The sequence below is a fragment of the Shewanella fodinae genome (assembly GCF_014651955.1).
GTDB lineage: Bacteria > Pseudomonadota > Gammaproteobacteria > Enterobacterales > Shewanellaceae > Shewanella > Shewanella fodinae.
This window is the reverse complement of record NZ_BMXW01000018.1, coordinates 16551-32961: the sequence shown is the minus strand read 5'-3', so window position 1 is coordinate 32961 and position 16411 is coordinate 16551. Positions and strand designations below refer to the sequence as shown.

The window sequence follows — 16411 nt, the reverse complement described above, 5'->3', positions numbered from 1 at the left end:
ACTCTAATATAATTAAACAATAAAGGCCCGCGAACGGGCCTTTAATTTATAACGTCCAATTATTTATGGTACTTGCGTGACATCTCGTGTACCGCATTCACAAACGCCTCAGCATGGGCGGGATCTGCATGCTGTGAAATGCCGTGGCCTAAGTTGAATACATGGCCTGAACCTTCACCAAATCCGGCGAGAATACTGGCAACTTCTTCTTCAATCCGTGGGATAGGCGCATATAGCATGGAAGGATCCATATTGCCCTGTAATGCCACCTTATCACCCACGCGACGGCGTGCTTCGGCAATATCGATGGTCCAGTCCAGCCCCAGCGCATCACAACCACTCTCCGCCATGGCTTCCAGCCACAAACCGCCGCCTTTGGTAAACAACGTCACCGGTACTCGGCGACCGTCTGCCTCGCGGGTCAAACCATCCACAATCTTCTGCATATAACGCAGTGAAAATTCACGATACGCTGTATGGGATAAGGCACCACCCCAAGAATCAAATATCATCACCGCCTGTGCACCATTGGCGATCTGCGCATTTAAGTACAGGGTAACCGCATCGGCCAACTTATCGAGCAACAAGTGCAATGCTGCAGGCTCAGCGTACATCATCCGTTTGATCTGCTCAAAAGTCTTGCTGGAACCGCCTTCAACCATATAGGTTGCCAAGGTCCAGGGAGAGCCTGAGAATCCGATTAACGGTACTTCACCTTTGAGTTCACGGCGGATGGTGCTGACAGCTTTCATCACATACCCTAATTCCTGCTCAGGGTCTGGAACCGCCAATGCCTTGATGGCTGCCATCGAGTCAGCTTTACGTTCGAAACGTGGGCCTTCACCAGCTTCGAAATATAACCCGAGTCCCATTGCATCCGGTACGGTGAGAATATCGGAAAACAGAATTGCAGCGTCCAATTTGAAACGACGCAATGGTTGCAGCGTCACTTCGCACGCCAGATCAGCATCACGGCACAATGCCATAAAATCGCCAGCCTGAGCACGGGTAGCGCGATATTCAGGCAAGTAACGTCCCGCCTGACGCATCATCCATACCGGAGTCACATCAACAGGCTGTTTCAATAAGGCACGCAAATAACGATCGTTCTTCAATTCTGCCATTTGGCTGTTCCTACAGGTTAATTTGGGATTCGCTGGGGCGGTAGTTTAGCATTTGCCACAATAATGTAACCTCCCCAACCGAATTTCTGTGACCCCAAACATGGATATTTCCAGAAAGAAAAGATGTGTCTGATGAGCATAATCTGCCGCAGATCACGGACTCGCGACAAACCAATGGCAAAAAGAAAAGTAGACCTTTTGTTGGTCTGAAAACAGTTGCACCAGCCCCCCCCCTTTGGTATAAAAAGCCTGCGCTAGCAAGAACAATCAAGAAGCTCGCCACATCGGGCCCGTCAACATTTTCCTCGCCCAGCTGTAGTCTCTACTGCTGGGCTTTTTATTACCCAAAAATCGGTAGCAAGTGCTTGATGAATAGACTTTAGTCGCTTGTCGGATCTGTTTAGGTTGCCAAGCATGACCCGAATCGCCTAAATTTACATTATTCTAGGCGGGGAAGGAGTGTCATTATGCTGACAAAGCTCGAACTGGCAGAACAAAAATGGGGCGGTTCCAGCCGATTGATTGATCGCTGGCTGTACAACCGACGAGAATTGCTGAGCCAGTACTTTAAACTCGCGGGCATTCCTCCCAGCAAACACGATAACAGCCTGCCTAGCGTGTCGCAGGTGCATCTGTTTTGTGAACACCTAGTAGATTACATTTCTGAATGTCACTTCCGTGTTATCAACCAAATCATGCATTCTTTTCCTGAAGGGCAAAAGCTCACGGATCAACTGATGCCTAAGCTGTTGGAAACCACTGACGCTATGCTGGACTTTATTGATAAGTATGCCGAAGTGGAAAATGACGACATGTTGTACGAGCTGGATGATGATCTGGCGGAGCTGGTCAATACACTGGAAACCCGCTTGCAGTTGGAAGACAGACTGTTACAAGTACTATACGCCTACTGGTTGCAGCGTCACGAGCCTGTGCAACCAGCGGTATAGTTATCAGTACAAAAAAGCCAGCGTTAACGCTGGCTTTTGGTTTGATACTTCGTTTTGAACTTATACCGCTGCTTGGAAAATCACGTTCCCCGCTTTTTCAGTATAAGAGCCGATCTTATCAAAGTTTAGATAACGATAAGTATCGGCGGCTGTTGCATCAATCTCTTTGGCATATTCCTGATACTCCTCGGCAGTCGGCAGACGACCGAGCAGTGCAGCAACAGCGGCGAGTTCCGCAGAGGCTAGGAACACATTGGCACCAGTCCCTAAACGGTTCGGGAAGTTACGAGTAGATGTCGAAACAACCGTTGCCCCATCAGCGACGCGAGCCTGGTTACCCATACACAAGGAACAGCCGGGGATTTCAATACGAGCACCTGCACGACCGAAAATGCCGTAGTAACCTTCTTCCGTCAGTTGATCTTTGTCCATCTTGGTGGGTGGCGCAATCCACAACCGCGTTGGCAGTGTCTTGGCAAACTTATCCAAAACTTTACCAGTGGCACGGAAGTGACCGATATTGGTCATACAGGAGCCGACAAACACTTCATCAATCTTGGTGTTGGCAACCTCTGACAACAGACGCGCGTCATCGGGATCGTTAGGGGCACACAGAATCGGCTCTTTGATCTCGTTGAGGTCAATGTCGATAACTGCAGCATATTCAGCATCCGCATCGGCAGACATCAGGCTCGGATTTGCCAACCACTCTTCCATACCTTTGATACGGCGTTCCAGCGTACGACGATCGCCATAACCTTCAGCAATCATCCATTTCAGCATGACGATGTTGGAGTTGAGGTATTCGATGATCGGCTCTTTATCAAGCTTGATAGTACAGCCCGCAGCGCTGCGCTCCGCAGAGGCGTCTGACAGTTCGAATGCCTGCTCTACTTTCAGATGTTGCAGACCTTCAATTTCTAGAATTCGGCCAGAGAAAATATTTTTCTTACCTTTCTTCTCTACGGTCAGCAAGCCCATTTCAATCGCTTTATGGGGGATAGCATGTACCAGATCCCGCAGCGTGATCCCTGGCTGCATTTTACCGGAAAAGCGTACCAGCACTGATTCTGGCATATCCAGCGGCATTACCCCAGTCGCCGCCGCAAAGGCCACCAGACCAGAGCCAGCGGGGAATGAGATACCAATCGGGAAACGGGTATGGGAGTCACCACCGGTACCAACAGTGTCAGGCAACAGCATACGGTTCAACCAAGAGTGGATGACTCCGTCACCGGGACGCAGTGATACGCCGCCACGATTCATAATGAAGTCAGGCAGGGTGTGATGGGTATTCACATCCACAGGTTTTGGATAAGCCGCAGTGTGGCAGAAAGACTGCATCACTAAGTCGGCACTAAAGCCCAGACATGCTAAGTCTTTCAGTTCATCGCGGGTCATCGGACCGGTAGTGTCCTGAGAACCGACGGAGGTCATCTTGGGTTCGCAATATTGGCCGGGACGGATACCGGCAACGCCACAGGCTTTACCCACCATCTTCTGCGCCAGGGTGAAACCTTTAGCAGAATCAGCCACCACTGCCGGACGTACAAATACCTCGGAAGCAGCTAATCCCAGAGTTTCCCGGGCTTTATCTGTCAGACCGCGACCAATGATCAGCGGAATACGACCACCTGCACGAACTTCATCCAGCAACACCTCGGTTTTCAGCTCAAAAGTTGAGATCACTTCATCACTGCCGTGACGCTTCACTACACCTTCGTATGGGTATACATCGATAATGTCACCCATCTCCATATTGCTAACATCCAGCTCAACCGGCAATGCACCCGCATCTTCCATGGTGTTGAAGAAAATAGGGGCAATCTTACCACCAAAGCAGAACCCACCAGCACGTTTGTTAGGCACAAATGGGATGTCATCGCCCATCAGCCACAACACTGAGTTAGTGGCCGACTTACGAGAGGAGCCAGTACCAACAACGTCACCCACATAAACCAGAGGGAAACCTTTGGTCTTGAGCTCTGCCACTTTGCTGATAGGGCCAACGGCACCGGGCTGGTCCGGTACAATGCCATCACGGGCATTTTTCAACATCGCCAGCGCATGCAGTGGAATATCCGGCCGTGACCAGGCGTCAGGGGCGGGTGACAAGTCATCGGTATTGGTTTCGCCAGGGACTTTAAATACGGTGAGGGTGATTTTGTCGGCCAGTTTCGGCCGACTGAGGAACCATTCGGCGTCAGCCCAAGATTCCACTACCTGTTTGGCATAGCTGTTACCCGCCTGCATTTTTTCCACCACATCGTGGAAAGCATCAAACATCAACAAGGTGTGCGACAGAGCTTTAGCGGCCAATGGCGCGAGTTTGTTGTTATCGAGAAACCGCACCAGCGGTTCGATATTGTAACCGCCCTGCATAGTGCCCAGCAGCTCTACCGCGTGTTCAGCACTTAGGATAGGAGAAGTGACCGAGCCACTGGCAACGGCGTCCAGAAAGCCAGCTTTCACATAAGCGGCTTCATCTACACCAGGGGGAATACGATTTTCTAGCAGATCCAGGATAAATTGTTCTTCACCAGCAGGTGGATTTTTTACCAGTTCAACCAGTTCGGCTACCTGGTGGGCATCCAGCGGTTTGGGGACAACACCCTCGGCAGCACGCTCTGCAACGTGTTTACGATATGCTTCTAGCACGGCAACGTTCCTCTTTGTTTGGCGCTCTAACGACTGCCCGCTCAGGCGTGGGCAGTCCCACAGATTCGACCCTTATTTTCCGCGCAGAAGTATACTACAGCTTTGCAAAAGTATGAATCAGATCACACAAGAACCACATCATTCGTGGGGGTAAATTTATGGGCGCAGAATAAACTAAGGTGCGGCATCCAAGAATGATATTAGACAATAGTTTGAAAATTAATCATTTACGTCCAATATAGTGAATTACTGTCACGTCATTCAGTAACAGTAGTGTTTTCGACTCTTCATTGTCTGTCATACACTGCTACCAACAACCAATAGTTCATAGGGAATCCCTCATGGAAATGTCTCCACTACAGGCGGTCATTTTTGATATGGATGGCGTATTAGTCGACTCCGAGCCTGTGTGGCAACAGGCTGAATTTGACGTACTCAGTGGCAAAGGGTTTGCCATCTCCCGTGAAGAAATTGCGCAAACTACCGGTCTGCGCATCGACGAGGTGGCAGAATACTGGTATCGACGCTTCCCAGCCGATGATTTTGATACCGCGGCGATGGCCGACTATATTATCGAACAAGTCATCCACTACATCCGGCGCGATGCGACCGCGATGGCCGGTGTACATGAAGCCCTAAACGCATGCCACCAATATCACCTGAAGGTGGGCCTGGCCACCTCTTCCTCAACCGATATTATTGATGCGGTGCTGGACACATTACAGATCCGCGAATGTTTCGATGTTATCCAAAGCGCTGAGCAGTTACCCTACGGTAAACCTCATCCTGAAGTGTATCTGCGCTGCGCCGCAGCGCTGGGGGTTGCGCCGAGTTGCTGTCTGGCAGTGGAGGATTCCTTTAACGGCCTGATTGCCGCCCGTGCAGCCAGGATGCAAACGCTGATCGTCCCAGCAGTGTCGCAGCGTCAGGATCCGCGTTGGGCAGCAGCCCACCACCAAGCGACAGATCTGTTGGCACTACCTGCCTTGCTGCAACGCCTGTGTCACCAGAGCAAAAGCACTCCAGGCTAACTGATAACACCCTACTGAAGTAGGTGGACCAGCAAAAAGCCAGACACAAGGTCTGGCTTTGGTACTTATTATCACTGAGTTCCGTTACCAGATTTTCACGCGTTTATCTTCTGGTAAAAACTCTTTATCAGTTGGCTTCAGATCAAATGCCTTGTAAAAACCTTCCACGTTACGTGGGGTTCCCATCGCCCGGTAATGGCTGGGTGAGTGTGGGTCAGTCAACAAACGGCGCACCAGCTCTTCGTCGCGATATTTACGGCGCCACACCTGAGACCAGCCGATAAAGAAACGCTGATCGCCGGTCAGACCATCCATCACGGGTGCTTCTTTGCCATTCAAGCTCAGATGATAGGAGCGTAAGGCCACGGTCAAACCGCCGAGGTCTCCGATGTTTTCCCCTAAGGTCAGCTCACCGTTGACATGTTTTCCAGGCAGTGGCTCAAAAGCGTTGTATTGCGCTGCCAGCGCCTGACCACGTTTCTGAAACTCTTCACGGTCTTTATCGGTCCACCAGTTACGCAGGTTCCCATTGCCATCGTATTTGGCGCCTTGGTCGTCAAAACCATGGCTGATCTCATGGCCAATAACAGCGCCAATCCCGCCGTAGTTGACCGCATCATCGGCATCCATATTGAAAAATGGCGGTTGCAGAATAGCTGCGGGGAACACAATCTCGTTACCCACTGGGCTGTAGTAAGCGTTTACCGTCTGCGGTGTCATATGCCATTCGGTGCGGTCCACGGGCTTACCGATTTTGTCCAGCATTTGCTGGGTCTCAAAACGGGCGGCACGTTGGTAGTTGCCTACCAGTTCATCGGCTTTGATCTCCAGCTTGCTATAGTCTTTCCATTTATCTGGATAACCAATTTTGTAGGTGAACTTAGACAGTTTTTCTTGGGCGGCTTTTTTCGTTGCGGGTGTCATCCACTCCAGTTCGTTGATGCTGACTTCAAATCCTTTGATCAGGTTGTGGATCATGCTTTCCATACGGACTTTCGCTTCAGGTTTGAAATTGCGGGCAACATACTCTTTACCCACTAGTTCGCCTATCACGTTATCAGCACCGTCAACGGCCTGTTTCCAACGCGGTTCTTGCTGTTCAATCCCCATCAGCGTCTTGCTGTGAAAGGCAAAGTGCAAATCGGCAAATTTTTTACTCAACAGTTCGGCGTAACTATCAACCAAGTGGAACGCCAGATAATCTTTCCATGCCGATACTGGGAATTTTTCAAACTCGGTCCCAAATTTCTCAAAGTAAGACGGCTGACGCACAATGATGTCATTGGTCTTACCCGCCAAACCACTGCCCAGCACAAACGCCGCAAAATCAAACTTACCCGTCAGTTTCTGGATCTGCGCCACGGTCATCTTGTTGTAGGCTTTGTTGGCATCGCGTGATTCAACCCGGGTCCACTGGTTTTTGGCAATTGCCAGTTCGATATTGGCAACGTTCGCGGCGGCGTTGTCGGCATGGGCATAGCCAGCAGCATGCAGCAAATCACGTACATACTTGCGCATAGCGTCACGGTTAGCACTGAACTTTGCGTCATCTTTCAGGTAGTAATCTCGATCCGGTAGCGTCAGTCCCGCCTGATAAAGATAAACCGCATACTGGCTAGAATTTTTAGCATCGTTGTTCACGTAAAATCCAAACGGAATACTGCTGCCAGAAGTGAGCAACTTGCCCATCACCCCGGCCACATCCGCATAACTGGAAATCGCAGCGACATCGGCTAATTGGCCTTTCAATGGTGCGATACCCAGTTGCTCCACCTTGGCGGTATTCATGTAAGCGGTGTAGAAGTCACCGATTTTCTGCTCGGCACTGCCTTTGGTTTTATCCGGTTTAGCCGCGGCTTCTTCAACAATCTGTTTTAACGCGGCCTGACTTTTCTCATAGAGGACACTGAAAGCACCATAGTTGGATTTGTCAGCCGGGATCTTAGTGCGCTGCAGCCACTTACCGTTGACACTGTAATAGAGGTCATCTTGAAAGCGTACTTGTGGATCAAAGTTTTCCGTTTCAATGCCAGAAACTTTCTTCACTTCAACCTGTGTCTGCGCCACCGGTTGCGTTGGTTCACTGGCACAGGATGCCAATCCCAAGCTTAAGGCAATCCCCACTGCCAAAGTGCTTATTTTATTCATTGTGTTCCCGTTCTCCGGTAAAAAAGTATAACAAGGATAGCAGCCTGACACCTTAGCATCGCCACTATCCGGTCTGTAGCCGATTTTTGTAAGGATCTATGAAACGGGCATCAGAAGTTTTTGCCGATGAATAGATACATGGCCTGCTCCCCATCGTCACTGACACCGATGCCCAAAGCAGCAGGTCCGAGTGGCGTATAGGTGCCCAAATAGAGGCTGCCCGCATACACTAGATCATTCAGCGCCACATGCTCACCAACGCCCCAGACATTGCCCGCTTCGATACTGGCTCCCAGATAGAGGGGATAGTCTTTCATCCCCAAAGCATCACGCCCCAAGTCGTATTGGTAGATAAAGGCGCCAAACAGCTTCTGCGCACCGGCTAACGAGTCTTTGTGATAACCAGAAAGATTAAGGAAACCACCGAGATCAGACACATAAATAGTAAAGTTGTCATCGCCTGCTTTATCAACAGACGCGTAGGAGGCTTTGCCAACAAAAGAATGGCTGCGCACGCTGACAACCCCTTTCCAGTCAGCCTGGATCTGCAAGGAACGCTCCGGTCCAGAAACCAAAGCACCGTTGTATTTTTCATCACGCAAGAAAACATTCAAGGTCACGCGGTTCCCCGAAGTAGGGAAACTGATGTTGTCCAGTGAGTCATAACCCAACTTGAAATAGCCACCGTATGTGGTGAAATCGATGTCACCCAGCATTACCGGACTAGACAGCCGACCGGACTCCGCCGTTAAGCCCAACTCCAAAATACCCTGAGGTAGATAGTTGTAACCAATCCCCAAATCTGCCCGATGGCTGCTGCGATCCAACTGGTAATACAGCACGTCAGAATTGAACACATCCCAGGTTTTTTCTTCATATTGATAGCGGGCACGGCTATAGGATTTCTGGTTAGCATCTAACGGCTGATAAAACTCTGTTGCCAGCAATTTCTCAAAGCCAAGCTTGAGCTCGTTACGCCATTCACCGCCATTTTCAGTCAAATCTGTCAGCGTCAGTGCCAAATCCAGAGTCACCGCCGAATTGGTTGAGAAATCGTCTTCCCAGTTAAAGCCCAACTGAACGTAATTCGGTCCCCAAGACTTAGCTTTAGTGGTGACGGTCAGGACCCGTCCTTCGTCGGTATCTTCAAATTCCGCACTCACTCGCTCAAATTTGTCCAATGAGTACAGCCGGTTGATAGCATCATCTAACTGCTGCTTATCAACTACATCACCCACTTTAATTCCCAGTACTTCCGTCAGCATTGAGTGACTGACTTTGGCATCATTGTGATACACAATCTGGGTCACTGGCCGTTGCACATTATCCAGCCATTTCCCGGAGATGGCTTTCTTATGTTGTACATAAGCCTGATATTCCGCCGCGGACATTTCCAGATGTTGCAGTTGTGGCAGCAACCGGCTCGCCGCGACTTCACCGGCCTTCAGCGCCTTTGGCATATCGGAAAAATCGGTAGTACTCAACAAATCAATATTCGGCCGGATCAGGACATCACGGTCAGTGAGTAACTGCTTTTGCCGCTCGGTGCTTGCTTGCGTCAGCATAGTGGATAACTGGTTTAGCACAGCTACGGCACCATTGAGCTGATCCTTTTTTACCAGTTCAGAGCCAATATCGACGGCAATGACAATATCGGCGCCCATGGATTTCACCACGTCCACCGGCATGTTGTTGGCAATACCACCGTCAACCAGAATTTTGCCATCAATCACCGCCGGTTGTAGCGCGCCTGGCACCGTGGCCGATGCTTGCATCGCCTGCACCAAACTGCCGCGACTGAGGATGACTGCGCGACTGGTTTCTAGATCGGTAGCGACCGCTCTGAACGGTATCGCTAAGTCGTTAAAACTGCTGTATTCCGGCACTAATCCGGTGGTGTTCCGATACAGACGAGACATACTTTGCCCGAGCAAGACGCCACTTGGGGCCTGCATTTCGCCATCGCGGATGCCGAGGTTAAGCGGAATATTGTACTGATCGCGGTTTTGTTTCTCGCGGTAAGCCAGTTGCTCACGGGGGATCAGATCAGAGTAACCGCTGGACCAGTTTTGCTTCATCATCAAAGCTTCGATCTCGTTGGCACTGTAGCCTAATGCGTACATGCCACCGACATAGGCGCCGATGCTGGTTCCCGCAACGTAATCTATGGGAATATGGTGCGCTTCGAGGACTTTCAGTACCCCGACGTGAGCGGCACCTTTGGCACCGCCGCCACTCAATACTAGGCCGATTTTAGGACGATCAGCGGCGACAGCGCTAAAAATACAACTCAAAATGCAAAAGGCGATTAGGCGAAAAAGTGATGACATGTCGGCAAGAGTACTGTTCAGCAAATGACCGGCATATCTTAACAGAGATACCTTGCAAAAAAATCCACAAAGCGAGGACTTATCTTGGGTTCAATTGCAGAAATTGTTGCTCCAGCATCACCAGTGGTACCGGTCTGGCAAAGTAATAGCCCTGAATAACATAACAGCCACGACTAAATACTTGCTCCAACTGCGCCTTGGATTCGACGCCTTCGGCGACCACGCTGAGTTTCAAATTTCGAGCCAGCTCGATAATACTGCTGACAATTGCTTGGTCGGCGGTGTTAGAGGCGATATCCGTCAGAAAGGAGCGGTCAATTTTCAAGGCATTTACCTGGAAATTTCGCAGATAGGCCAAAGAGGAATATCCAGTACCGAAGTCATCAATGGCTACCTCAATGTGGTGTTGCCGTAGTTGCTGTAAATGCTGCTGCGCAATTTGCAGCTCCTTCATCAGCACCCCTTCGGTAATTTCCAGCGTCAAGCGCTGTGGCGGCATTCCGGTCTGCCGCAGCGTCTGCAACACAAAATCGACAAAGTCTGGTTGCCGGAAATGTACGGCGCTGACATTGATGGAGATACTGAAATTCTGGTGTTTCAACTGCTGGCACAAACGCGCGCCATCCGTACACGCCCGCTGCATTACCCAGCGATCAATATCAATAATCAAACCGCAACTTTCTGCCACCTTGATGAAGATATCAGGCGGGATAAAACCATCCTGTGGATGGCACCAACGTAATAACGCTTCGGCACCAATACACTTATCGCCTTGCAAAACATCAAACTGCCCCTGATACCAGAGTTCAAATTCGTTGTTTTCAATGGCACGGCGTAAATCACCTTCCAAACGCATGTGATATAGCGCTTCGGCGTTACGCTCTCGGGAATAATACTGGAAATTACCACGGCCTTGATCTTTGGCGTGATACATCGCCTGATCAGCGTTTTTGATGAGATTTTCGGGTTGCTCGGTATCATCTGGCCAGATACTGATGCCAATACTGGTGGAGACAAAAAACTCTCGGCCATACAGCCTGAAAGGTCTGGCAATCTGTGATAACAATGCCTCACACAGGCGATTAATCAGGTCAACGTCGCCGGTATTGACCAAGATCACGAATTCATCACCACCGAAACGGCAAAGAATTTGCCCGTCATCCAACACAGATTGCAGACGGTTGGAGGCTTCCACCAGCAAGGCATCGCCCATACTGTGCCCATAGTAGTCATTCACTTGCTTAAAGCGGTCGAGATCGAGAAACAACAGCGCTAATTTGCTGTTGTCCTTGCTGGCACGGGCAATGGCTTGCTCTAGGCGATTGGCAAATAGGCTGCGATTGGGTAATCCGGTTAGCACATCATAGTTGGCCAGTTTACGCAGCTCGGCCTCTGACTGCTTTCTATCTGTAATATCAGAGAAAACAATAACATAATGTCTAATTTGCTGAAAACTATCCGTCATTGACGAGACATTCAGCCAAACTGGGAAACTATTGCGATTGCGGCTCTTCAACTCGCGCTCGCCAGTCCAGGAGCTACTTTGCTGCAGTAGCGGCGCAACGGTGGCGGGCAGCGAGTCACCAGAGGACATCACCTCGCCAATTTTCTTCCCCGCCATCTCCTGACGGCTGATCCCTACCAGCTTTTCTGCGGCATGGTTTGCCACCTCGATGAACTCATTAGCATCAAGGATCAGCACCCCTTCAGAGGTATTTTCAAACGCTCTTGCCAGCAGGCTGACTTCACTCTCCAGACGTTTTGCCGTTGACACTTCGCTATAAATACCAGCCACTTTCAGCACTGCACCGGTATCCGGTTCCCAACTTATCGGCCGTCCTCTGACTTTAATCCAGCCCCAGCGGCCATTTTGCCGCAGGTAACGATATTCCGCATCAAAGCTATCGGCCTTGCCCTCGAGCAATTGCTGCCACTGCTGTTCCACCCGCGGGCGATCGTCCGGGTGTATAGGAAAACCACCAAAACGGATAGTGAGCTGCTCACTATCCATACCAAGCACATTGCCGTGATTATCGAGGTAAAAGCTGTTATCTTGCCGATGCCACTCCCACAGGTCAGAATCACTGCCACGCAACGACTGCCGCAACCGCTCATCACTCTCTTTAAGTGCTTGGTTTACTTGACGAAAACGTGATACTTGTCGGTGGCGATAGATAATAACGCCACTCAACGCTGCCAGTAATGACAGCAGCCACAACGCCTTGAACCAACGGGTTTCCCACCAATGGATCTGCACCTCAAACGGGAACACGACCGGTGTATCATTCCAAACGCCGTTAATCCGCCCGAGAACTTCCAGCTTGTAGTCACCACCGTCCAAACCAGCCAAATTGATTTGCGACTGGTTTTCCAGCAGCACGTAGTTGCCAAGTTGGTGATGGCCCGGTTCACTTAATCGGTACTTGATACTGGTGGCGGCCTCGCCGAGGAAGTTACTGTTGGATAATTGAAAACTGATAAGCTTGGCCCCCGGTGCAATCTGCATGCTTGGATGTGGCACTATGCTCACCTGGGTGCGGTTATCGTAATAAACCGATACTGACTCCATGACCACGCCGACATCCGCTATGCGGTTTTTCATACTGGGCACATCAAGCAACATCACCCCTTCCGGGGTACCGACATACAGACCGCGAGAAGCGTCATAATAGAACGCTCCCTCGTTGAGTTCCTGCGCTATCAAACCATCCGTAGCGCCTATCACCAGCAGTTCTCCACTTTGTTTTTGCTGTCGGATAATTTTTTTCGGGCAACCCACTATGCGGAAATCCTGGGTATCGGTAACGAAATACACCCCATCACAGTCCACTTGCCAAGCCTGATCAAGGCTGCGAATTTCTGACGTGTTGAGGTTGAATTCCAACATTCCCTTGCTGCGGGTGCCAATCCAGAAATGCTCATCATCTATCTGCAGGATCTGATTCACCATAGTGGTTTTCAGGACGTCATTATCGTGCCCCTCCACCTGTTGAAAGCCACCGTCTGCATTGAAATAACCCAGGAATTTATTACCGCCGACCCACAAACGGTGTTGCTTATCGCGGTAGAGGCCAAATACGATGAGGCGCTTCTGCGTAGTGGCAATATCTGGCAGAGGCACCGGTTCCACATTCTCCCCCTGCACCCAGTGATATAGTCCATGATTAGTGGCAAACCACCACTGCGCGCCTTCATGGAGCACATTAAAAATAGTCTTGTGGTTCAAGGCGCCATCGGGTTGCTCAGACGTAAACAAACGATGACCTCGTTTGGCTTCTTTATCAAACACAAACAAACCGTTGGTAGTGGACAGCAACCACTGTTCAGGGCTAATAGCATCAATGTGGTAGATGCTGTCGCTGGGTTCGAGCCCTTCAAGCACAAATCTGTCAGCGGCCTTAGTCTGTAGATTGATACGGAATATCCCACCGTTACTGCCAAGCCATAAATACTGTTTATCGGCCGCAACAGACCAAACGGTATCTATGTCCACTGCCGCATTATTAGTGATGCTATCCAGCAAAAAGGCCGGCTTTTCGGCAAGGATTGCTAGAGGGTTACCCGTCCCGGACACCCACAACAATCCGTGGCTATCAATCAGTATTTTGTTGGGGCTGTCGATCCCCGCCCGTTGTTTTAGCTGATCTTTGTAGGAAACGATACGCTGTTCCTGCGGGTAATATTTCAACAAGCCACCACGGATCACCACCCACAGATTGCCATTGCTGTCTTCAGACACCATACGACACAAAAATGGGATCTGTGGTACTACCGATAGGTGCAGCGAATCCAGATTGAGTCGGTATAAGCCGTCCTGTCCGGAAATCCACACGCGCTGATGACTGTCCTGATACAAACTGTAATAGCTGCCAGAATTGGCGTTCCACAACTCGTCTTGTATGACTTGCCCTTGTTGGTCATAGAGTGCTAAATGGTGAACACTGCCCAACAATAAGCGGCCATCCTTTAGCAACAACAGACGATTCCAGCTACCATCATCACTGTCAGGTAACATGAATAACGCTTGCAAGTGGGACGCGTCACGGGACAACCGCCAGAGCTTGCCCTCAGCCGAAAGCAACAACAGATTGCCATCAGGCAGTACAGCAGTGGCCGTCAGCGAGCCACTGTCAAACTCAGGAAATAACTGTGGGCTACCAAAGCGATGGAAAGCGTTTTCGCTGATGTCATAAAGGTAGGCATTATGCTCAGTCACTGCTAGCAGATGCTGGTGATCCAGCTTAGTCACCGAGACAAAGAATTCTTCATCCAGACGGGATTGAGTCTCCTCGTTGTCCACCCGTCGAACCACATTGTTACTAACGCGGTACAGTCCTTCCTCAGTTGCCAACCAGACAAAACCATAGTCATCGGTGGCCATATCATGGATAGCCGAGTTCCCCAGACCGTCTCTGGCAGTGAACACTCGTTGTACCAACTCACTGGCGGTGGCGAAGGCGCTCAACAGCAACCAACTACACAGGCACACCACTATTGTTAAAGCTTGTTTGTTCATTCCAGACAGCTGCGGAAGTACTGATAAAGATCAAGCGAGGATTGCAACAATACCATATAAATACATTTTATTTACAAATGCAGCGGATACTTTTTTGCTAAATGCCGATAGATAAGAGCCCGGCTTTTTGCCGGGCTCTTAATTTCAAACAGCAGCAACCGCTATACTCATTACTTCTTCTTTGTCGCCTTAGGATTTGGCAAATCAGTGATAGAACCTTCGTACATTTCTGCCGCCAATCCTACCGATTCATGCAATGTTGGGTGCGCATGGATAGTCAGCGCGATATCTTCCGCGTCACAGCCCATCTCCACCGCCAAACCGATTTCGCCCAGCAGTTCACCCGCATTAACCCCCACCAGCGCGCCACCAATGATACGGTGAGTTTCTTTATCGAAAATCAACTTAGTCATACCGTCGCTGGCTTCGGAGGCAATCGCACGGCCACTGGCGGCCCAAGGGAATACTGCCGTTTCGTAGGCAATCCCTTGCTCTTTCGCCTGTTTTTCAGTCAAACCAACCCAAGCCACTTCTGGATCGGTGTAGGCGATAGATGGGATCACTTTCGGGTCAAAGAAGTGTTTCAGACCAGAGATAACTTCTGCTGCCACGTGCCCTTCATGCACCCCTTTGTGCGCCAACATCGGCTGACCAACGATGTCACCCACAGCGAAGATATGTGGCACATTGGTACGCATCTGCTTGTCAACGTTGATAAAACCACGTTCATCGATCTTCACGCCCGCTTTGTCAGCATCGATCAGCTTACCGTTAGGGGTACGGCCAATCGCCACCAGCACCGCGTCATAACGCACTGGCTCTGCTGGCGCAGATTTACCTTCCATGGTGACGTAAATGCCATCTTTCTTGGCTTCAACGGCTGTCACCTTGGTTTCCAGCATCAGCTTGAACTTCTTACTGATCTGCTTGGTGAAGTTCTTCACAATGTCTTTGTCAGCAGCAGGAATGACCTGATCAAACATTTCCACCACTTCAATATCACTGCCCAGCGCCGAGTACACGGTACCCATTTCCAGACCGATAATCCCACCGCCCATCACCAGCAATTTACCGGGCACTTCTTTCAACGCCAGCGCGTCAGTAGAGTCCCAAATGCGCGGATCTTCATGGGGAATAAAAGGCAATTGGATCGGACGGCTACCGGCAGCAATAATGGCATTATCAAAATTCACGGTAGTCTTACTGCCATCTTCTGCGGTCACTTCGAGGCTGTTAGGGCCGGTAAATTTACCGAACCCATTTACGACCTTTACTTTACGCATTTTCGACATACCGCCCAGACCGCCTGTTAGCTGGCCAATTACTTTGTCTTTGAATGCACGCAGCTTATCAAGGTCGAGCTGTGGTTCACCAAAAGTGACACCGTTAACCGCCATGTGTTTGGCTTCTTCGATCACTTTTGCCACATGCAGCAAGGCTTTAGAAGGGATACAACCCACATTCAGGCACACACCGCCAAGAGTGCTGTAACGTTCAACAATCACTGTTTCCAGACCCAGATCCGCTGCACGGAAAGCGGCTGAATAGCCTGCGGGGCCGGCACCTAATACCACAACCTGTGTTTTGATTTCGTTACTCATTTTTTCCTCTGATTTGTTTCAGTCCGTCGGGACGGCCAGCCCAACCTTGGAGC

The 16411-nt window shown here is 50.2% G+C and carries 8 protein-coding genes; 2 read left to right on the top strand and 6 right to left on the bottom strand.

From position 1 onward, the window contains the following. Positions 1-59: 59 nt before the first annotated feature. The gene (gene hemE, locus IE064_RS14490) at positions 60-1124 is read right to left on the bottom strand and encodes a uroporphyrinogen decarboxylase (protein WP_189618412.1); all 1065 of its coding nucleotides are present in this window, start codon (positions 1122-1124) and stop codon (positions 60-62) included. A 467-nt stretch (positions 1125-1591) separates the two neighbouring features. On the opposite strand from hemE, the gene rsd reads away from it, so the two are divergent. Next, positions 1592-2074, top strand: a complete 483-nt coding sequence (gene rsd, locus IE064_RS14485) for a sigma D regulator (RefSeq protein ID WP_133037494.1) — start codon at positions 1592-1594, stop codon at positions 2072-2074. Between the two features lie 60 nt (positions 2075-2134). Here rsd and acnB read toward each other — a convergent pair whose 3' ends face one another. Next, positions 2135-4732 carry a bifunctional aconitate hydratase 2/2-methylisocitrate dehydratase gene (gene acnB, locus IE064_RS14480; RefSeq protein WP_189618409.1) on the bottom strand — a complete coding sequence of 866 codons (2598 nt, stop codon included), beginning with the start codon at positions 4730-4732 and terminating at the stop codon, positions 2135-2137. Between the two features lie 341 nt (positions 4733-5073). Between acnB and hxpB the strand changes: the two genes are divergently transcribed. Further along, positions 5074-5763, top strand: coding sequence for a hexitol phosphatase HxpB (gene hxpB, locus IE064_RS14475; RefSeq protein WP_189618407.1), 690 nt, complete (start codon positions 5074-5076; stop codon positions 5761-5763). An 84-nt stretch (positions 5764-5847) separates the two neighbouring features. Here hxpB and IE064_RS14470 read toward each other — a convergent pair whose 3' ends face one another. The 4 genes from IE064_RS14470 to lpdA all read right to left on the bottom strand — a co-directional run bounded on the left by IE064_RS14470 (position 5848) and on the right by lpdA (position 16358). Continuing rightward, the gene (locus tag IE064_RS14470; RefSeq protein ID WP_189618405.1) at positions 5848-7911 is read right to left on the bottom strand and encodes a M13 family metallopeptidase; all 2064 of its coding nucleotides are present in this window, start codon (positions 7909-7911) and stop codon (positions 5848-5850) included. A 110-nt stretch (positions 7912-8021) separates the two neighbouring features. Beyond that, positions 8022-10241, bottom strand: coding sequence for a patatin-like phospholipase family protein (locus IE064_RS14465; protein ID WP_189618462.1), 2220 nt, complete (start codon positions 10239-10241; stop codon positions 8022-8024). A 79-nt stretch (positions 10242-10320) separates the two neighbouring features. Then, entirely contained in the window at positions 10321-14757 is a 4437-nt protein-coding gene (locus IE064_RS14460; protein WP_189618404.1) for an EAL domain-containing protein, read from the bottom strand. A 170-nt stretch (positions 14758-14927) separates the two neighbouring features. Beyond that, a complete protein-coding gene (gene lpdA / locus IE064_RS14455) occupies positions 14928-16358 on the bottom strand; it encodes a dihydrolipoyl dehydrogenase (RefSeq protein ID WP_189618402.1) in 1431 nt (476 codons plus the stop codon). Between the last annotated feature and the right edge of the window lie 53 nt (positions 16359-16411).

Bases quoted from the DNA above. Each gene is read 5' to 3' on its own strand.
- hemE (WP_189618412.1), bottom strand. From the start codon at position 1,124: ATGGCAGAATTGAAGAACGATCGTTATTTGCGTGCCTTATTGAAACAG.
- rsd (WP_133037494.1), top strand. From the start codon at position 1,592: ATGCTGACAAAGCTCGAACTGGCAGAACAAAAATGGGGCGGTTCCAGC.
- hxpB (WP_189618407.1), top strand. From the start codon at position 5,074: ATGGAAATGTCTCCACTACAGGCGGTCATTTTTGATATGGATGGCGTA.
- IE064_RS14470 (WP_189618405.1), bottom strand. From the start codon at position 7,911: ATGAATAAAATAAGCACTTTGGCAGTGGGGATTGCCTTAAGCTTGGGA.
- IE064_RS14465 (WP_189618462.1), bottom strand. From the start codon at position 10,241: ATGTCATCACTTTTTCGCCTAATCGCCTTTTGCATTTTGAGTTGTATT.
- IE064_RS14460 (WP_189618404.1), bottom strand. From the start codon at position 14,757: ATGAACAAACAAGCTTTAACAATAGTGGTGTGCCTGTGTAGTTGGTTG.
- lpdA (WP_189618402.1), bottom strand. From the start codon at position 16,358: ATGAGTAACGAAATCAAAACACAGGTTGTGGTATTAGGTGCCGGCCCC.